Annotated in this window: 15 protein-coding genes; 14 read left to right on the top strand and 1 reads right to left on the bottom strand. The window is 72.5% G+C overall.

What is annotated here, in order from left to right; all coding sequences use genetic code 11:
• The first annotated feature begins 152 nt into the window (after window positions 1-152).
• From FRANCCI3_RS13150 to FRANCCI3_RS13085, 14 genes are all read left to right on the top strand, one after another.
• Window positions 153-1,154 (top strand): helix-turn-helix transcriptional regulator, encoded by a 1,002-nt coding sequence (locus FRANCCI3_RS13150; protein ID WP_235187017.1) that lies wholly within the window; start codon window positions 153-155, stop codon window positions 1,152-1,154.
• 55 nt (window positions 1,155-1,209) lie between these two features.
• Complete coding sequence (locus FRANCCI3_RS13145) at window positions 1,210-2,187, top strand: helix-turn-helix transcriptional regulator (RefSeq protein WP_011437006.1); 978 nt, start codon at window positions 1,210-1,212, stop codon at window positions 2,185-2,187.
• Window positions 2,188-2,197: 10 nt separating this feature from the next.
• Window positions 2,198-2,413: a hypothetical protein gene (locus FRANCCI3_RS13140; protein ID WP_011437005.1), complete on the top strand. Its 216-nt coding sequence runs from the start codon at window positions 2,198-2,200 to the stop codon at window positions 2,411-2,413.
• A 337-nt stretch (window positions 2,414-2,750) separates the two neighbouring features.
• Window positions 2,751-3,074: a Sec-independent protein translocase subunit TatA gene (gene tatA / locus FRANCCI3_RS13135; protein WP_011437004.1), complete on the top strand. Its 324-nt coding sequence runs from the start codon at window positions 2,751-2,753 to the stop codon at window positions 3,072-3,074.
• 76 nt (window positions 3,075-3,150) lie between these two features.
• Window positions 3,151-4,245, top strand: a complete 1,095-nt coding sequence (gene tatC / locus FRANCCI3_RS13130; protein WP_011437003.1) for a twin-arginine translocase subunit TatC — start codon at window positions 3,151-3,153, stop codon at window positions 4,243-4,245.
• 82 nt (window positions 4,246-4,327) lie between these two features.
• The gene (locus tag FRANCCI3_RS13125; RefSeq protein ID WP_011437002.1) at window positions 4,328-7,408 is read left to right on the top strand and encodes a DEAD/DEAH box helicase; all 3,081 of its coding nucleotides are present in this window, start codon (window positions 4,328-4,330) and stop codon (window positions 7,406-7,408) included.
• 3 nt (window positions 7,409-7,411) lie between these two features.
• Complete coding sequence (locus tag FRANCCI3_RS13120; protein ID WP_011437001.1) at window positions 7,412-8,512, top strand: cobalamin biosynthesis protein; 1,101 nt, start codon at window positions 7,412-7,414, stop codon at window positions 8,510-8,512.
• The gene (locus tag FRANCCI3_RS13115) at window positions 8,509-10,071 is read left to right on the top strand and encodes a cobyric acid synthase (protein ID WP_011437000.1); all 1,563 of its coding nucleotides are present in this window, start codon (window positions 8,509-8,511) and stop codon (window positions 10,069-10,071) included. The genes FRANCCI3_RS13120 and FRANCCI3_RS13115 overlap by 4 nt, the downstream gene beginning before the upstream one ends.
• A gap of 123 nt (window positions 10,072-10,194) precedes the next feature.
• A complete protein-coding gene (locus tag FRANCCI3_RS13110; protein WP_049761086.1) occupies window positions 10,195-11,139 on the top strand; it encodes an ABC transporter ATP-binding protein in 945 nt (314 codons plus the stop codon).
• Window positions 11,136-12,374 (top strand): ABC transporter permease, encoded by a 1,239-nt coding sequence (locus tag FRANCCI3_RS13105; protein ID WP_011436998.1) that lies wholly within the window; start codon window positions 11,136-11,138, stop codon window positions 12,372-12,374. The genes FRANCCI3_RS13110 and FRANCCI3_RS13105 overlap by 4 nt, the downstream gene beginning before the upstream one ends.
• A gap of 117 nt (window positions 12,375-12,491) precedes the next feature.
• Window positions 12,492-13,433 (top strand): ribose-phosphate diphosphokinase, encoded by a 942-nt coding sequence (locus FRANCCI3_RS13100; RefSeq protein WP_011436997.1) that lies wholly within the window; start codon window positions 12,492-12,494, stop codon window positions 13,431-13,433.
• A gap of 266 nt (window positions 13,434-13,699) precedes the next feature.
• Entirely contained in the window at window positions 13,700-14,155 is a 456-nt protein-coding gene (locus FRANCCI3_RS13095) for an ArsR/SmtB family transcription factor (RefSeq protein WP_011436996.1), read from the top strand.
• Complete coding sequence (locus FRANCCI3_RS13090) at window positions 14,152-15,369, top strand: cation diffusion facilitator family transporter (protein WP_011436995.1); 1,218 nt, start codon at window positions 14,152-14,154, stop codon at window positions 15,367-15,369. Before FRANCCI3_RS13095 ends, FRANCCI3_RS13090 begins: the two co-directional genes overlap by 4 nt.
• A gap of 168 nt (window positions 15,370-15,537) precedes the next feature.
• Entirely contained in the window at window positions 15,538-17,391 is a 1,854-nt protein-coding gene (locus tag FRANCCI3_RS13085) for a SpoIIE family protein phosphatase (protein ID WP_237704542.1), read from the top strand.
• On the opposite strand, the gene FRANCCI3_RS13080 is transcribed toward FRANCCI3_RS13085, so the two are convergent.
• Entirely contained in the window at window positions 17,378-18,592 is a 1,215-nt protein-coding gene (locus tag FRANCCI3_RS13080; RefSeq protein ID WP_011436993.1) for a beta-ketoacyl-[acyl-carrier-protein] synthase family protein, read from the bottom strand. The genes FRANCCI3_RS13085 and FRANCCI3_RS13080 overlap by 14 nt on opposite strands.
• Window positions 18,593-19,027: the final 435 nt, after the last annotated feature.

The raw sequence follows: 19,027 nt of genomic DNA, 5'->3' as shown, positions 1-19,027 counted from the left end.
GGCCCGGCCGCGGGTGGCCCGGTGGGCCCGGTGCGACCGGTGGGCCAGCGGCGGTGATGGGGTGCTGCGTGCCCGGTGAACTCCGGCGGCTACCCTTTACGGGTGTGTCCCGGCGACGGGTGGAGCGGCTCCTCAACCTGACGATGTGCCTGATGGCGACATCGCGTTTCCTCACCGTGTCCCAGATCGGCGAGCTGGTGGAGGGCTACGAGCCCGGGCGCACCGAGGAGGAGCAGGACGCCTTCCGGCGGATGTTCGAGCGGGACAAGGCGTATCTGCGGGAGATCGGCATCCCCTTGGAGACCGGCGCGGACTCGGCGTTCAGCAACGAGACCGGCTACCGCATCCGCCGCGGCGACTACGCGCTGCCCGACATCGCCCTGGAACCGGACGAGGCCGCGGCCCTGGCCGTCGCCGGCTCGCTGTGGTCGAGCACGGCGCTCGCCGGGCCGGCCGCCAGCGCCCTGCGCAAGCTCGCCGCGGGCGGGGCCGCGGTGAGCGGTGGCGGGCTCGGCGTGCTCGACGGCTTCGAACCGCGGGTCGATGCGACCGAGCCGGCCTTCGAGCAGTGCCTCGCGGCGGTCCAGGCCGGTCGGACCATCCGCTTCCCGTACCGGAAGGTCGGTGAGACGGACTCCGCCGACCGGCACGTCGAGCCCTGGGGGGTGCTGTCGTGGCGGGGGCGGTGGTACCTTGCCGGGCACGATCTGCACCGTGGCGCGGCCCGGGTGTTCCGGCTGTCCCGGTTCACCGGCCCGGTGCGCATGGTCGGACCGGCCGGCGCGGTCCAGGTCCCGCCAGGGGTCGATCTGCGGGCGATGGTCTCGGCGCAGGCCCCCCCGGACCGCTTCCGGACCGCCACGCTGGCGGTCCGCCGGGGCAGCGCGCACGCGCTGCGGCGGTACGCCCGCCCGTCGCCGGATACGAATCCACCGCCGGGCATGGATCTGCTGGAGATGGACTTCGCCGACACCGAACAGCTCGCCCGGTGGATCGTCGGATCGGGTCCGGACGTCGTCGTCGTCGACCCACCCGAGCTGCGCGCGGCTGTGGTCGGTCGGCTCCGGGCGGCCCTCGCGGGCACCGCCGCCCGCGACGTGGCGTCCCCACCTGCGGGGGTGCGCCGCGACGAACGTCCGGTGAGCGCCCGATGATCCGTCGGGCGGCGCCCGCCCCGGCTCATCGTCCACCGCCCGCCCCGGGCACGCGGTGAGCGCCGCCACCGACCGGCTGAGCCGGCTGCTCGCGCTCGTCCCCTGGTTGCGGGCGCATCCCGGGATCTCCCTGACCGAGGCGGCCGCGGCCTTCGGGATCACCCCCCGCCAGCTGCGCGACGACCTCGACCTGCTGTTCGTCTGCGGCCTGCCCGGCGGCGCGCCCGGGGACCTCATCGACCTGAGCTACTCCGGCGATCAGATCACCATCGTCGATCCGCAGACCCTCGACCGGCCGCTGCGGCTGTCGGTCGACGAGGCGACCGCCCTGATCGTCGCCGCCCGCGCGCTCGCCGACGTGCCCGGCCTCGCCGGCCGCGAGGCCCTGGATCGGGCGCTGGAGAAGCTGGAGGAGGCGGTCGGCACCGCCGGCACCGCCGCCGTCGGCCAGGTACGCGTCACCCTCGACGTCCACGACGAGGTCCTCGCGGTGGTGCAGCGGGCGCTGCGGGACCGCCGGCGGGTGCATCTGCGCTACCTGGTGTGGTCCCGCGACGAGCTGACCGAGCGCGAGGTCGACCCGATGCGGGTGCTGGTCCAGGACGGCCGCTGGTACCTGGAGGGATGGTGCCACCGGGCGGAGGCGGTGCGGCTGTTCCGGCTGGACCGCATCGACGGGCCGGGCGGGGTGACGATCCTCGACGCCCCGGCGGTTCCGCCGCCGGGCACGGTGTCCCGCGACACCAGGGAGGGGATCTACCGGCCCGGCCCGGCGGACGTGCGGGTCGTGCTGGAGCTGGCGTCCCCGGCCCGGTGGGTGGCCGACTACTACCCGGTCACCGGGATGCGCGAGCTGCCCGGTGGACGGCTCGAGGTCACGCTGTACGCCGGGGAGACCTTCTGGCTGCACCGGCTGGTCCTCGGCCTCGGGGCCGACGTGCGGGTGGTCGAGCCGCCGGCGCTCGCCGAGGAGGTGCACGCCTTGGCCCGCCGGGCCCTGCTCGCCTACGGGCTCACGCCGACCGCCGAGTAGGGTGATCGGTATGCTCTGGGCGCTCCTCTACCTCGTCCTCATCGTCGGCGCGCTTGCCCTGCTGGCGCTCAGTGCGTGGCGAGTGTGGCAGAAGATGCGCGCGGTGCGGGCCGTCACGACGGAGCTGTCCGCGCGGGTCTCGGTCCTGGCCTCGGACACCGCGGCGCTCGCGGCGCGGCTCGACCACGCCGAGGTCAGCGCGCGGCTCGCCGAACGCACGTCCTGACCGGCTCCTCGCCCGACCGGATCCGTGGTCCCCGTGTGGTCTGACGGGAGCGACCGTCGCGTGACGTCGATCGTGCCATACGACGTTGTGTCGCCACAATTTGGGACTTCCGGGTTGACGAGGTAGCGGTCGGTGATGATTTGGGTTTCCGGTGTCGTTGTGGACACGCTTTGCCCGCCGAGTGCTACGAGCTATCGTGCAGGCTGACTTCGTTGCGCATCCGTCATCTCCGGGATACCCGCACGCCGTCTATCCCCTCCTAGGCTGGCGGACGTAGCATCGATCGCACCGGTCGTCGGACCGGGCCCGGTACCGCGCTCATCGGAGGACGCCGACCATGCCAAACCTGGGCACCACCGAAATCATCATCATCGCCCTCGTCGTTCTGGTGCTATTCGGGTCGAAGAAGCTTCCCGACGCCGCGCGTTCCTTCGGTCGTTCGCTGCGCATCTTCAAGGCCGAGACGAAGGGCCTGCGCGAGGATGACCAGCCCGCGCCCGCGGCGCAGCCGGCCCCGTTGCCGATCGAGGCCCAGCCGCCGGTGGCCCAGCCGCAGGCCGTCGCGCCCGGTCAGGCCGTCGCGCCCGGTCAGGTCTCCGCCTCGTCCGTGAACGCCACCGCGTCCGTGAACGGCACCGCGTCGGCCGCCGACCGGGGCTGACCTCACGGCGGTCCCACGGCCTGTCGGGCGTCCGCCGGCGCCCCTTCCTCCTTCCTCTCGACCAGGAGCCGCCGACGTGCCAGGGTTGCCCACGCCGCGAAGGCTCGTCGCCTCGGTGAACTACCGCCGCACGCGCACTGTCGAGGACAGTCGCATGCCGCTCACCGAGCATCTGCGTGAGCTGCGCAACCGCGTCGCCATCGCGCTCCTCGCGTTCGCGATCGCCGGTGTCGTCTGTTTCATCTTCGAGCCGCGCATCTTCGACTGGCTCAAGGCGCCGTACTGCGACCTGCCGGCGAGCAAGCGGTTCAGCCCGGACGGCCTGGCGGCGAACGACTGCACCCTGTACTTCTTCGGCATCCTCGACGCGTTCACTATCCGCCTGAAGATCTCCATGATCGCCGCGGTGGTGGTCTCCTCGCCGGTGTGGCTGTACCAACTCTGGTCCTTCATCACCCCTGGTCTGCACCGTCATGAGCGGCGCTGGTCGTTGACCTTCGTCGGTGTCTCCCTCGTCCTGTTCGCCACCGGTGCGGTCTTCGCCTACCTGACGTTGTCGACCGGGCTGGGCCTGCTGCTCGGCTTCGGCGGCAACGGGCTGGTCAGCGTCCTGGACGGCAACCGGTACCTCAGCTACGTCCAGGCGATGCTGCTGATCTTCGGACTGTCGTTCGAGGTTCCGCTGCTCGTCATGATGCTGAATCTGGCCGGGATCGTCAGCACCGCCAAGCTGCGCTCCTGGCGGCGGCCCGAGATCTTCCTGGTGTTCGTGTTCGCCGCGGTCGTCACCCCCAGCCAGGACCCGTTCACCATGCTCGCGCTGGGCCTGCCCATGGTGCTCCTCTACGAGGTCGCGCTGATCATCGGCTGGCTGAACGACCGGCGGGTGGCCCGCCGCGGGGACACCTCCCCGTATGCCGACCTGGACGACGACGAGACCTCCCCGCTGGACTTCGACGACGCCCCGCCCCGCCCGGCGGCCTCCGCGGGCCCCGCGGCGACGGCCACGTCGCCCGGCACGGCGAACCCGCCCGGCACGGCGAACCCGCCCGGCACGGCGAACCCGGTCGGCACGGCGAACCCGGTCGGCACCGGGTCGTCAACACCCGTCGGCGCGGGGACGGCCCCCGTCTCCCCAAGCACCGACGTCACCCACGGCGACATCACCTGACGCTCGTAGGTTCTTCCCCGGCCGGTCGGGACCGGCATAAACCGGTCGGCTGCCGGCCGTCGCGTCCCGTAGGGTGGCTGATGTGTCCTCCACGCCCGAGATTCTTGTGGAGTTCGCCGCTGGCCTCCCCTTCGGACTCGACCCGTTCCAGTTCGAGGCGGTCGCGGCGCTGGCTGCCGGTGAAGGGGTGCTCGTCGCGGCCCCGACGGGAGCGGGTAAGACGGTTGTCGGCGAGTTCGCCGCCCATCTCGCCCTGCGCACCGGGACGCGTTGCTTCTACACGACGCCGATCAAGGCGCTGTCGAACCAGAAGTACGCCGATCTCGTCTCCCGCTACGGCGCCGTCTCGGTCGGCCTGCTGACCGGGGACACCTCCCGCAACGGCGACGCCCCGATCGTGGTGATGACCACCGAGGTCCTGCGCAACATGCTCTACGCCGGCCCGGTCGACAACGGCCGGCTGGACGACCTCGGCTATGTCGTCATGGACGAGGTGCACTACCTCGCCGACCGCCAGCGCGGCGCCGTGTGGGAGGAGGTCATCATCCATCTGCCGGCGCAGGTCCGGCTGGTCTCCCTGTCCGCGACGGTGAGCAACGCCGAGGAGTTCGCCGAGTGGCTGGTCACGGTGCGCGGCCATACCCGGGTCATCGTCAGCGATCACCGTCCCGTTCCGCTGTGGCAGCATGTGCTCGCTGACCGCACCCTGTACGACCTGTTCCTCGAGGACACTGCCGGCACCCCGCCGCCGGGCGGACCCGAGGCACTTCGTGCCACCCTGGACGGTGATCTCGTCCGGTCGAGGTGGAACGTCGGGGTCGAAGCCGGATTCGAGGTAGCCGGCACCCGGCGCGCCACCATCGGCGACCGGGACCGCGGCGGCGACCGGGACCGCGGCGGCGACCGGGACCGCGGCGGCGACCGGGACCGCGGACGGGGGCGGGGCGGCAACCGCAACGGCGAACGGGGCCGGGCCACCCAGGGTGGTCGCGGTGGCGACCGTGGCCGCAATGGGGGTGCCGGCCAGGCGCCCGTGGCAGCCATCCCCGCGGCCCGTGGTGGTCCGACGGCGGTCGGTGGACGAGTGGTGAACCCGGACCTGCTGCGGCTGGCCCGCGAGGAGAGCCGGGCGCTGTCGGGGGGCTCTCCCGCGGTCGGCCGCGGTCGGCCGGCGCCCGGCGCGCGCCGGCGGACGTGGGTGCCGGGCCGGCCGGAGGTCGTCGAACGGCTCGACCGCGACGGCCTGCTCCCGGCGATCGTCTTCGTGTTCAGCCGGGCCGGCTGCGATGCGGCGGTCACCTCCTGCGTGCGTGCGGGTCTGCGGCTCGTCGGCCCCGCGGAGCAGCAGCGGATCCGGACCCTGGTCCGGGAACGCACCGCCGGGATCCCCGAGACCGACCTCGCCGTGCTCGGCTACTGGGCGTGGCTGGAGGGGCTGGAACGCGGCATCGCATCCCACCACGCCGGCATGCTGCCAACCTTCAAGGAGATCGTCGAGGAGCTGTTCGTCCAGGGGCTGGTCCGGGTGGTCTTCGCCACGGAGACCCTGGCGCTCGGCATCAACATGCCCGCCCGTACCGTCGTGCTGGAGCGGCTGACGAAGTTCAACGGCGAGAGCCGCGTGGACATCACCCCGGGGGAGTACACCCAGCTGACGGGCCGCGCCGGGCGGCGCGGCATCGACGTGGAGGGCCACGCGGTCGTCCTGTGGCAGCCGGGGCTGGATCCGCTCGCGCTCGCGGGGCTGGCCTCCACGCGGACCTATCCGCTGCGCTCGTCGTTCCGGCCGTCGTACAACATGGCCGTCAACCTGGTCGGCAGGCTCGGGCGGGAGCGGGCACGCACCGTGCTGGAGTCGTCGTTCGCGCAGTTCCAGGCCGACCGGGCCGTGGTGGGCCTGGCCCGGGCGGTGCAGCGCAACACCGAGGCGATCGACGCGAAGCGTGAGGCGTTGAGCTGCGACAAGGGTGACATCGGCGAGTACGACCGGTTGCGCCGGGAGATCGCTGAGCGGGAGGCCGCGCTGTCGCGGGAGGGTTCGGCGCGCCGGCGGGCCGAATCCGCGGCGGCGCTCGCCCGGCTGCGGACCGGGGACATCGTGCGGGTGCCCGCCGGGCGGCGCAGTGGGCTCGCTGTCGTGCTCGACGCCGACGCCGCCGCGAATGCCGCCGACGGCCCGCGGCCGGTGGTGCTCACCGCGGACAGGCAGGTTCGCAGGCTGTCCCTGACCGACTTCCCGATCGCCGTCGAACCGCTCGGCCGGGTCCGGGTGCCGCGGTCGTTCAACCCGCGCTCGCCGCAGTCACGCCGGGATCTGGCCTCCTCCCTGCGCGCCGCCGACGTCAACCCCGATGCCCCTCCGGGCCGGCGGGCCAGGGTCCGTTCGGCCGCGGCGGACGACGCCGAGCTCGCCCGGCTGCGCCGGGCCCTGCGCGCCCATCCGGTGCACGACTGTCCGCGCCGCGAGGAGCACCTGCGCTCCGCCGAGCAGGTCAACCGGCTGGTCAAGGAGACCGCCGCGATCTCACGGAAGGTGGAGGGCCGGACGAACACGGTCGCGAAGACGTTCGACCGGGTCCGCGCCGCGCTCGAGGACCTCGGCTACCTGGACGGGGACCGCGTCACCGCCGCCGGGCGGGTGCTCGCGCGCATCTACTCGGAGCAGGACCTGCTCGTCGCCGAATGCCTGCGCGCCGGCATCTGGGACGATCTCACCCCGCCGGCGCTGGCCGCCGCCGTGTCCACGCTGGTGTTCGAGCCGCGCGGTGACGACGCCGGCGTCCCGGCGCTGCCGGGCGGCGCGGCGCTACGCGACTGCCTCGCCGAGATGGTCCGGCTGTCGGAGCGGCTCGCCGAGGCCGAGCAGGCCCACCGGCTCGCGTTCCTGCGCCCGCCCGAGCTCGGATTCGTCGCCGTCGCGCACGACTGGGCCGCGGGCCGCACGTTGGAACGGGTGCTGACCGACAGTTCCGTGGAACTGACCGCCGGCGATTTCGTCCGGTGGATGCGCCAGCTCATCGACATCCTTGACCAGATCGCGCAGGTCGCTCCGATGGTGCAGGCGGACCCGGGAACGCCGGACGGCGCGCGGGTGCGCCGGACCGCCCGGGCGGCGATGGACGCCGTCCGTCGCGGGGTCGTCGCGTACGCGATGAGCGTCTGAGCCGTGGTCCCTTCCCGTGCCGTGGTCCCTTCCCGTGCCGTGCGCGCGTTCGGTCTGGTCCTCGGTGCCGTGCTGGACGGGCTGCTCGCCGACCCGGCGCGGCTGCATCCGGTCGCCGGGTTCGGGCGGGCCGCGTCCCGGCTGGAGAACCGGCTCTACCGGGACGGCCGGGCGCCCGGAGCGCTGCACACCGCGGTGCTGCTAGCCGCGGTCGCCGTGCCCGCCGTCGCTGCTGAACGCGCTGCTGAACGCGCTGCTGAACGCGCTGCTGAACGCGCCGCTGAACGCGCCGTCGCGCTCACGGCGGTGGTCACGTGGACCGTCCTCGGTGGCGCCTCGCTGCGCCGTCAGGGCCGACGCCTCGGCGAGGAGCTGCGCGCCGACGATCTCGCCGCGGCCCGGGAACGGCTCCCGGCGCTGTGCGGACGCGATCCGGCGTCGCTGGACGCCGCCGGGATCGCCCGCGGCGCGATCGAGTCCATCGCCGAGAACACCTCCGACGCGCTGGTCGCCCCGCTGTGGTGGGGGGCGCTCGCCGGCCTGCCCGGCCTGGTCACCTACCGGGCGATCAACACCCTTGACGCGATGATCGGACACCACAGCCCCCGGTACGAACGCTTCGGCTGGGCGGCGGCGCGCCTCGACGATCTGGCGAACCTACTCCCGGCGCGGATGTGCGCGCTGGTGACCTGCGCGTGCGCCCCGGTCGTCGGCGGTTCGGCGGTCGACGCGTACTGGGTCATGCGCCGGGACGGCCGGTCGCATCCCAGCCCCAACGCCGGGATGGTGGAGGCCGCGTTCGCCGGGGCGCTGGGGCTGCGGCTCGGGGGAGAGCTGCGCTACCCCTACCGCGTCGAGCACCGGCCGGAGCTCGGGTTCGGCCGGCGGCCGCAGGGCGCGGACGTCGCAGCCGCGGCCCGGTTGTCCGCGGCGGTGAGCGTGGTCTGTGTCGCGCTGACGGCGGCGGCGGCTCCGGTGGCGCGGCTGGTCACCTCCGCCCTGACCGCGCGCCTCGGCCTCGGTACCGGATCCGGACGCGCTGGCTCCGGGGGCGCTGGCTCCGGGGGCTCTGGTGGGCCCGGGAGAAGAGAGCGCCGCCGGTGAGCGGGGGACTGCTGGTCGCCGGGACCGCGTCGGATGCCGGCAAGAGCGTGCTGACCGCGGGGATCTGCCGGTGGCTGGCGCGGGAGGGGGTGCGGGTCGCCCCGTTCAAGGCGCAGAACATGGCGTTGAACTCGGCGGTCACCGCCGATGGTGCGGAGATCGGCCGGGCCCAGGCGATGCAGGCGGCGGCGGCCGGTGTCGAACCGGAGGCGGCGATGAACCCGGTGCTGCTCAAACCGGGGGGCCAGCGGCACAGCCAGCTCGTTGTGCTGGGCCGCCCGGTCGCCGAGGTCGACGCGCTCGGCTACCGCCCGTACAAGGAACGGCTGGCCGCGATTGTCCTGGAGTGCCTGGACGACCTGCGCGGCCGGTTCGACGCGGTGATCTGCGAGGGGGCCGGTTCTCCGGCGGAGATCAACCTGCGTTCGACCGACATCGCCAACATGGGCCTGGCGCGCGCCGCGAACCTGCCGGTGATCGTGGTCGGCGACATCGACAAGGGCGGGGTCTTCGCCGCCCTGTTCGGCACGCTGGCCCTGCTCGATGCGGCCGACCAGGCGTTGGTTGCCGGCTGGGTGATCAATCGGTTCCGTGGCGACGCCCGACTGCTCGAACCCGGACTGCGCCAGATCGAACGGCTCACCGGCCGGCCGGTGCACGGCGTCGTCCCCTGGAAGGCGGGGTTGTGGCTGGACGTCGAGGACTCCCTCGACCTCGCTGCCTTCCCCGACGCCGAGCCCTGTCCCGACGCCGAGCCCTGTCCCGACGCCGAGCCCTGTCCCGAGGCGCGGCCTGCCTCGCACGGCGGTCGGCGGGAGGTGCTGCGGGTCGCCGTCATCCGGCTGCCCCGGCTGTCGAACGTGACCGACATCGACGCGTTGCGCGTCGAGCCCGGGGTCGCGGTGCGCCTGGCCACCCGACCGGACGAGCTCGCCGACGCCGACCTCGTGATCCTGCCGGGCACCCGTTCCACCGTCGAGGACCTGCGCTGGCTGCGTCGCCGTGGTCTCGCCGCGGCCCTCGCCGAACGCGCCGCCGCGGCCCGTCCGGTGCTGGGTATCTGTGGCGGCTACCAGATCCTCGGCCGTCGCATCCGTGACGACGTCGAATCGGGTGCGGGCGAGGTCGATGGTCTCGGCCTGCTCCCGGTCATCACCACGTTCGACCCGGTGAAGCTGCTCGGTCGGCGCGCGGCCACCGATGCCGCCGGCCGACCGCTGACCGGCTACGAGATCCGGCACGGGCGGCTGACCGTCGAGGAGCATCCGGACAGCGCGCCGTTCGCCGCGGACGGGGTGCGCGTCGGCGCGGTCGCCGGCACGAGCTGGCACGGGGTGCTGGAGAACGACGCGTTCCGCCGCGCCTATCTCGCCGACGTGGCCACGGCCGCGGGGCGTTCGTTCGTCCCGGCGTTCACGTGCTTCGCCGATGCTCGGCAGCGCCGCCTCGACGCCCTCGGTGACCTCGTCGCCGACCATCTCGACACAGGCGCCCTGCGCCGCCTGCTCGCCGAGGGCACACCCGCCGGCCTGCCGTTCGTCCCCCCCGGCGCATCCTGATAATCAACGGTGTTGACATCGTCGCACCACGCAAAACTGATCATGAAAACCACCGCGAATAGCATCTGGGTGGCAGAGGCAGGGGTTGACCGTTACCTGGAACGCCGTGGAAAGCTGGTGCAGGTGGGCGATGGACGGCTCGAAATCGACGGGGTGTCGAAACGGTACGGCGACGTCGTCGCGTTGGAGTCGATGACGTTCGAGGTGCGGGCCGGCGAGCTGTTCGGGTTCGTCGGCAGCAACGGTGCCGGGAAGACGACGACGATGCGTATCGCCCTCGGGGTGCTCGCGGCGGATTCCGGGGTCGTGCGTTATGACGGCGTTCCGCTGACGTTACGCACCCGCCGCCGGATCGGCTACATGCCGGAGGAACGCGGTCTGTATCCGCGGATGCGGGTGGGTGAGCAGCTCGTCTACCTCGCGCAACTGCACGGAATGGGGCTGCCGGCAGCCCGTCGGGCAGTGGCGCGGTGGACCGAGCGGCTGGGGGTGTCCAGCCGCTTGGACGACGAGGTGCAGAAGCTCAGCCTCGGGAACCAGCAGCGGGTGCAGCTGGCCGCCGCGCTCGTGCACGATCCGGTCGTCCTGATACTCGACGAGTCGTTCTCCGGATTGGACCCGGTGGCCGTCGACGTGATGAGCGAGGTGCTGCGGGAGCGTCGCGCCGCCGGGGTTCCGGTGATGTTCTCCAGCCATCAGCTCGATCTCGTCGAGCGGTTGTGCGACCGGGTCGGGATCGTGCGGGCGGGCCGGATGGTCGCCTGCGGTTCGGTTGACGAGTTGCGCGCGGGTGGTGATCTGCAGGTGGTGGTGGACGCGCCGGCGGCGCCGCCGGGCTGGGCCGACGGGATACCGGGGGTCGTCGTGCGTCACCGGGACGGGCCGCGGACGGTGCTGGGCCTCACCGCGGGCGCCGACGACCAGGCGGTACTGCGCGCGGCGCTGGCCACGGGCCCGGTGCGGGAGTTCCGTCGTCGCCGGCCGTCGTTGACCGAGCTGTTCCGTAACGTCGTCGTGCAGGCCGGGCAGCAGCCGGGGAGTGGGGCGTTCCCGGAGAACGCGGCGTGAGCGTGCGGGGGCTGGATGGCGCGGCGCAGGGGTCGGGCCGGGTGATCCGGCTGATCGCCCGGCGGGAGATCGTGACCAGGACCAGGTCGCGGGCCTTCCGGATCACCACGGGGCTGTTCGTCCTCGGGATCGGCGCCATGGTGCTGCTGACGTCCCTGACCGGCGGCTCGTCGGCGAGCCGGATCGCGTTTACCGCGGTCGACTTCCGGCAGGCGGCGACGGTCGAGGCTGCGGCCCGGTCGCTGGGCGAGAACGTCGAGGTCCGTGCGGTGGCGGATCGGGCGGTCGGCGAGCGGGCCGTGCTCGACGGTGACGTCGACGCGTTCGTCCGCGTGGTTGCGACCCCTGGCGCGGCGGGGAACGCCGTCTACCGGGTGGTCGTCAAGAAGGAGCTCGGCGACCGGCTGACGTCGGTGTTGAGCCTCGCCGCCCGGCAGGTCGCGCTCGAGCGCCAGGTCGTGGGGCTCGGTGGTGATCCGGCCGTCGTGGGGCGAGCCGTGTCCGCGGCCACGGTCCAGGTCAGCGCCCTGCGGCCGGCCTCGGAACGGGACGGGGCCCGGTTGCTGCTCGGCCTGCTCTCCGGCGGGCTGATCTACCTGTCTCTGCTGATCTTCGGCCCGGCCGTGGCGCAGGGGGTGATCGAGGAGAAGAGCAGCCGGGTGGTGGAGCTGCTGCTGGCGACCGTGCGTCCGTGGCAGCTGATGGCCGGCAAGGTCATCGGGATCGGCGCCGTGGCTCTCGGTCAGTTGACGCTGATCGGGGTGGTCGGCGTGTCGTTGGGCCTGACCACCGGGCAGCTCGACATTCCGGCCGGGATCGCGATCGGGTCGGTCGCGCTGGCGCTGCTGTGGTATCTGCTCGGGTTTGCCGTGTACGCGCTGCTGTTCGCGGCCGCCGGGGCACTGGTGTCTCGGCAGGAGGACGCCGGCGGGGTCACGGCACCGATGATCTTGCTGATCGTTGTCCCGTACGTGCTGGGCATCTCGGTGCTGCCGGGGTCGCCGGACAGCGGCCTCATCCTGGCGCTGGCGATGATTCCGCTGTTCGCGCCGGTCCTGATGCCGATGGTGATCGGGATCGGCAGCGTGGCGGGGTGGCAGGTGGTGGTCGCGATGGCGCTGACGCTCGCGCTGATCGGGGCACTGGTCTGGCTGGCCGGGAGGGTGTACGGCAATGCGGTGAAGCGTGGCGGGACTCGGGTGTCGATCCGGGAGGCGCTAGGGACCTCGGCATGACTCGGCCTCTGGTCGATACCATCCGGGACGGGCGGGTCCATCGGACGTCGACCGGGGACACCGAGGCCCGGGACACCGAGACCGGGGACACCGAGAACAGGGAACGAGGAGCGGTTCGTGCGAGACATCGCCGTCTTCAGCGGCAGTGCCCATCCGAGTCTCGCCGAGGAGATCTGCACACACCTTGACGTGCCGCTGCATCGGGTGCGGGTGCAGCGTTTTGCCAACGACTGCCTGGAGGTCCAGCTTCCCGCGAACTGCCGGGAACGCGACGTGTTCCTCATCCAGCCGCTGGTCGCACCGGTGCAGGAGAACCTCGTCGAGCTGCTGCTGATGCTGGACGCGGCGCGCGGGGCGTCGGCGGCGCGCACGACGGTCGTGCTGCCGCACTATGCCTATGCCCGCTCGGACAAGAAGGACGCGCCGCGGATCTCGATCGGCGGGCGGCTGGTCGCGGACCTGCTCGTCACCGCGGGTGCGAACCGCGTCCTCGCCATGACCCTGCACTCGCCGCAGGTCCATGGTTTCTTCAGCGTGCCGGTGGATCATCTGCATGCGTTGCGGGAACTTGCCGCGCACTTCCGTCACTACGAGCTGTCGAACACGACGGTGGTCTCCCCGGACCTCGGCAACGCCAAGGAGGCGGCGGCGTTCGCCCGGATGCTCGGGGTGCGGGTGGCGGCGGGGGCCAAGCAGCGTTTCGCCGACGACCGGGTCAGCATCAGCACGGTCATCGGTGACGTGGCTGGCCGGGACGTCATCGTGCTCGACGACGAGATCGCCAAGGGTAGCACCGTGCTCGAGCTGCTTGAGCGGCTGCGTGAGCTGAACGTGCGGTCGGTGCGGGTGGCGTGTACGCACGGGCTGTTTGCGGCGGGTGCGCTTAAGCGCATCGGCGACCAGCCCGAGGTCGCCGAGATCGTGTGCACGAACACGGTGCCAATTCCGGCGGGGGACCGAGTGCCGAAGCTGAAGATTCTCACGGTCGCCCCGGCGCTCGCCGAGGCCATCCGCCGCATCCACAACGGCGAGTCCGTCAGCGCTCTCTTCGACGCCTGACCGTCGCGCCGACTTGGCCCGGGTCTCGGACACAGGGGTCCGCCTGATCGCGCGGCGGCCACGTTATGGGGAGCAGGGCACGGTCCAGGCCCGCAGACCATCCTCAGGTCCCCCAAATTCGCCGACCGAAGCACACGTACCCGGAGAAGTTCGCGCACTCGGCCCGGGAGGTCGGTGGCGCGACGGATTCCTGTCGCCGTCCGACGGGGCGGTAGCCGGTTCCGTTCAGCGTTGGCTGACGTCAGGACCGGCTGTACCGTTGAAGCATGGTGAAGGTTGCCTCGCATGCCGAGGTGCTCGCCCGATTCGGGCACGCGCTGTCCGACCCGACGCGGGCCAGATTGCTGCTGGTACTGCGGGAGGGCGCGGCCTACCCCTCGGATCTTGCGGAGATCCTCGGGGTGGGGCGCACGAATCTGTCCAATCATCTGGCCTGTCTGCGTGGCTGCGGATTGGTCGTCGCCACGCCGGAGGGTCGCCGGCAGCGCTACGAGCTCGCCGATGACAAGCTCCGCCATGCCCTGGACGATCTTCTCGGCGTCGTCCTGGCCGTCGACACCGACCACATCCACCCGAACGTCACCGCCCCCGTCGCGGCTGCCGCGCCGGGGAGCCTCGGCGGGGCCCGCGGTGGGGTCTTTGGCGAGGCCGGTGGTGCTGATGACGTCGGCTCCGGGGGCGCCGCCGACCGTGCCGCCCTGGCCGGTGCGTGCGACGCATGACCAGCACCGGCACCTTCGGTGACCAGGGCGCCGGCCACGATGATCGTCGTGGCCGGGATCACGGCCACGGCCACGGTCACGGTCACGGCCACAGCCATGGTCATGGTCATGGTCATGGTGTTTCCGAGACGCCCGGGAGTGCCGGCCAACGGCGCCGGCTGCTGCTGGCGACCGCATTGAACATCGCCATCGTGATCGGGCAGGCGGCGGCGGGGCTCGCGGTCGGTTCGGTCGGTCTGCTCGCCGACGCCGGGCACAACCTGACCGACACTGCCGGCGTGGTGCTCGCGCTCGTCGCGGTGGCACTGTCCCGGCGGCCGCCGTCGGCGAGCCGCACCTTCGGCGGGGTGCGTTGGCCGGTGCTTGCCGCGCAGGCCAACGCCGCCGCCGTGCTGGTCGTGACGGCGCTGCTGGCGGTGGAGTCCCTGCGGCGCCTCGGTTCGACCGGTTTCGTGGATGGGGGAGTGGTGGTCGCCGTCGCGTTGGCCGCCGCCGTTGTCAACGGGGTCAGCGCGTGGGTGGTCCACGGCGGCGATGGTGATCTCAACACCCGGGCCGCGGTGCTGCACCTCGCCGGGGACGCCGCGGTATCGTTGGCGGTCGCCGCCGCCGGCGGGGCCATCTGGCTGGTCGGTGGCTGGTACTGGCTGGATCCGCTGGTCTCGCTGGTGATCGCGCTGCTCATCGCCGTCCAGGGGGCGCGGCTGCTGGCGAGTGCCTCACGGGTGCTGCTGGAGGCAACCCCGGCGAGCCTGGACGTCGCGGCGGTGCGTGCCGACATCCTGCGCGACCCTCATGTCCTCGACGTGCATGACCTGCACGTCTGGAGCCTGTCCGACCGACTCCTCGCCGCGTCGGTGCATCTGGAGCTCGGCCATCTCGACAGTGCCCACGGCGACGGGGGCCATCCCAGCCTGGCGCAGGCCCGATCGGTGTCCGATGCGATCAAGGCGATGCTCGCCGCGCGGCACGGCATCACTCACGCGACCATCGAGGCCGAGTGCGAGCCGTGTACCCCGCCGCATGACGACCCGTGCGGTGTCACCCGTGGGCTGGTCCGCCGCGACGGGGACCGGCAGACCGGGCGGCGGCGGCACCCTCGGGAACAGCGGCACCCTCGGGAACAGCGGCACCCTCGGGAACAGCGGCACCCTCGGGAACAGCGGCACCCTCGGGAACAGCGGGGCCGGTCTTCCCGCGACGTCGTGGTCTAGAGCAGAGCCATCCCCTCGTCGCCGTGCCCGGTCCGCACACGTGCGCACCGGGCACGGCGGGTCCGCTGGCGGCACCCATCCCGACATCCCCTGTTTTCGGGATGCCGCTGTTTTCGGATGCTGCTGCCGCTTCCGTTAGCGCAGGTGGTGGGATTGTCCCACACTTGGATGCGTCTCTACCCGCCCGAGTCTCCGACGGTGACCGGCGGCTCCGGCCCCGGCAGGACTGGTCCCGAGATGAACCCGACGCCGCAGCCCGATGGTCAGGTACGCAGCGACATCTGCGGGCCTCGGCCCGGCCTGCCGGACCCGCGGGCACTCGCCCGGTGGGAAGAGGCGCTGCTGTGTCTGCGGGTGTTCGACACGGCGCCGATCATATTCGCGGTCTTCGACCGCGGCCTGCGCTACCGGGCGGTGAACCAGGCGGCTGCCAGGGCCTCCGGCCTGTCCGCCGAGGAGATGATCGGTGGGTATGGCCCGGAGGTGCTCCCGGGCATAGACCCTCTCGGCTGGGAGCGGCCCCGCCGGGTGTTGGCGACCGGTGAGGCGATCCTCGACGAGGAGATCATCGGAGCGACCCCGGCGGACCCGTCGAATCCGCGCATCTGGCGGGCCTCCTACTATCCCCTGCATGACTCGACCGGGGCCAGAATCGCGGTCGGCGTGACGGCGGTGGACGTGACCGACGAGCGTCGCGCGCAGGCCGAACGTGACCTGGTACTGCGGCGGTTGCGGCTGCTGAGCCGGGCGAGCGGGCTGCTCGGCGCGTCGCTGGACCTGTCGGCCACCTTGCGGGAGATGGTCACGCTGGTCGTCCCGGAATTCGCCGACGCCTGCGAGCTGTACCTCGCCGACGAGCCCTGCCCCCCGGGGGCCGAACCCGACCCGCCGCTGCTTCGCCGAGCCGTGTGGGCACACTCCCCCGACCTGCCCCGACCATCCCCCGACCTGCCCCTCCCCCCACCAGACACAAGAAGCAACCTGACCGGACGCCAGGTCGGACGGGTATTCCTCACCCGCCAACCGGTCCGCCTCGACCTGGACGAACGGCTCCCCGACGCACCCGACGCACCCGACGCACCCGCGAGCAGCGTGGCCGCCCTGTTCCGGCATTCCCACCTTCGATCCGCGATCATCGTCCCGCTGCTGGTCGGCCCGCACTGCCTGGGAACCGTCGGGTTCGCCGTCACCGCGGCCCGCCCCTACCGCGAGCAGGACACCCAGACCGCCACCGAACTGGGCAGCCGGATCGCAACCGCGATCGCGAACGCCCACGCCTTCGACCACCAGCGGACCGCCGCCCTGACCCTGCAACGCGCCCTGCTGCCCCGCGACATCCCCACCCTGGACGACCTCGACCTGGCCTGGCGCTACCAGCCCGGCACCAGCGGCACCGAGGTCGGCGGCGACTGGTTCGACGTCATCCCCCTGCCGGCCGGACGGGTCGCGCTGGTCATCGGCGACGTCATGGGCCGCGGCCTGAACGCCGCCGCCGCCATGGGCCAGCTACGCACCGCCGCCCGCACCCTCGCCCGCCTCGACCTGCCCCCCGCCGCCCTGCTGACCGAACTCGACGCCGTCACCCGCAGCATCGACACCATCGCCAGCGTCGCCTACGTCATCCAGGACCCGGCCACCAGCACCCTGACCGTGGCCAACGGCGGCCACCTCCCCCCCGCCCTGCGCCACCCCGACGGCACCGCCGACCTCCTCGACGACCCCCACGGGATCATCCTCGGCGTCACCGAACAGACCTTCACCGAAACCCGCCACCGCTTCCCCCCCGGCTCCACCCTCGCCCTCTACACCGACGGCCTCGTCGAATCCCCCACCGTCGACATCGGCGAGGGCTGCCGACGCCTGCTGCGCATCCTCACCGAAACAGCCGACCTGCCCACCACCGCGGACCGGCTACTGACCCTCCTCAACCGCAACGACGGCAACGACGGCTACGACGACGACGTCACCCTCCTCCTCGCCCACGCCCGGCGGGGTCGGTGCGGCCGGTTCAGGGGGCGGTGAATGCCAGGGAGACGTTGTGCCCACCGAAGCCGAAGGCGTTGGCCACGGCGGCGCGGACGGTCTCGTGGCGGGCCGGTCCGGACACGACGTCGAGCTTGATCGTCGGGTTGAGCCGGTCAAGGTTGCGCACCGGGGGTATGACGCCGTCGCGGATGCTGAGCACCGTGGCGATGGCGCCCACCGCGCCGGCGGCGCCGAGCATGTGCCCGGTCATCGACTTGGTGGCCGTGACCGCCGGATGGGTGCCGATTGTCTGAGTGATCGCCTCGGCCTCCAGGGGGTCGCCGACGGGGGTAGAGGTGGCGTGGGCGTGTACGAGGTCGATATCGGTGGGGGTGAGGCCGGCGCCGGCCAGTGCGGCCTCGATGGCCCTGCGCTGCCCGGCGGGGTCGGCGGTGACGATGTCGAGGGCGTCGGAGTTGGTGGCCGCGCCGGCGGCGACGGCGTACACGCGGGCGCCGCGGGCGGCGGCGAACCCGGCCCGTTCCAGGACCAGCAGGCCGGCGCCCTCGCCGAGCACGAAGCCGTCACGGTCGGCGTCGAAGGGCCGGGAGGCGGCTGCCGGGTCGCTGTGCCGGGTCGAGAGGGCCTTCATCTGCGCGAACGCCGCCAGCGGCAGCGTGTCGACCGGCGCCTCGACGCCGCCGGCGACCACGACGTCGGCCAGCCCGTGTTGGATCATCTCCATACCGGTGGCGATCGCCTCGGCGCCGGACGCGCAGGCGCTGACCGGGGTGCGGGCGCCGGCCTTCGCGCCGAGGTCGATGCTCACCCACGCCGCCGGGCCGTTGGGCATTAGCATGATCACCGTGTGAGGGGACATCCGGCGCGCACCGGCCTGCTCCAGGATGCGGTGCTGGCCCAGGGTGGACTGCACCCCGCCGTAACCGGTGCCGATGACGACCGCGAGCCGCTCGGGAGCGACCTCGGGGGATCCCGCGTCCGCCCACGCCTGCCGGGCGGTGACGATCGCCATCTGTTCACCGCGGTCGAGCTTGCGGCTGTCCTTGCGCGGCAGTGTTGCCGCGGGGTCGACGGGCAGCTGTGCGGCGAGTCGGACCGGCAGCTCCCGCGCCCATTCGTCTTCGATCACCGCGACACCCGAGGCACCCGCGACCAGCCCGTCCCAGGTGGCGGCGAGGTCGCCGCCGAGTGGAGTCATCGCACCGAGACCCGTTACCACGATCTTGTCGTAAACCACTAACTACCCCTTCCCGTCACGATGAGGGCGGAACGCCCGAAAGGCGGTTCCGATCCTCGCTCCGGGTCACCTTCCCAGCTCGGGGCGCGGTCTGGACAGCTCCGTCGCTACCGATGTCGGCGGTCAGGTGTTGTGGGACCCCTACAAAGACCCGCGAGCCCTACGAGGGCGAGACGGGCGCCGCCGCGGCCCACGACGTCGGACCGGCGAGGGGACGGTGGGTGAGCGTCGGGGCGCCAGTGGTCATAATTGGATCATAATGCGGTTTCGGGTCGGATCCCGCTTATGCCGCCCTTCCCGGCACATCTGAGCCGGGTGTCTGGTGGTGGAGGACCTCGGTGCGGCGGCCGTCGCCCTCCGCCCGGAGGATGTGGACGCCGGCACCGAGGTCGTTTCCCGGGGCTGGCCGGTGTTCCCGGACTGGCCGGTGGTCCG

It is taken from the genome of Frankia casuarinae (assembly GCF_000013345.1).
GTDB classification, from domain to species: domain Bacteria; phylum Actinomycetota; class Actinomycetes; order Frankiales; family Frankiaceae; genus Frankia; species Frankia casuarinae.
Note: the sequence above shows the minus strand (reverse complement) of the source record. Positions and strands in the feature narration are given on the sequence as shown.

What these genes read in the sequence shown, in the direction of transcription:
- FRANCCI3_RS13090 (WP_011436995.1), top strand. Translation starts at nt 14,152, where the DNA reads ATGACCAGCACCGGCACCTTCGGTGACCAGGGCGCCGGCCACGATGAT.
- FRANCCI3_RS13085 (WP_237704542.1), top strand. Translation starts at nt 15,538, where the DNA reads ATGCGTCTCTACCCGCCCGAGTCTCCGACGGTGACCGGCGGCTCCGGC.
- FRANCCI3_RS13150 (WP_235187017.1), top strand. Translation starts at nt 153, where the DNA reads ATGGCGACATCGCGTTTCCTCACCGTGTCCCAGATCGGCGAGCTGGTG.
- FRANCCI3_RS13140 (WP_011437005.1), top strand. Translation starts at nt 2,198, where the DNA reads ATGCTCTGGGCGCTCCTCTACCTCGTCCTCATCGTCGGCGCGCTTGCC.
- tatA (WP_011437004.1), top strand. Translation starts at nt 2,751, where the DNA reads ATGCCAAACCTGGGCACCACCGAAATCATCATCATCGCCCTCGTCGTT.
- FRANCCI3_RS13095 (WP_011436996.1), top strand. Translation starts at nt 13,700, where the DNA reads ATGGTGAAGGTTGCCTCGCATGCCGAGGTGCTCGCCCGATTCGGGCAC.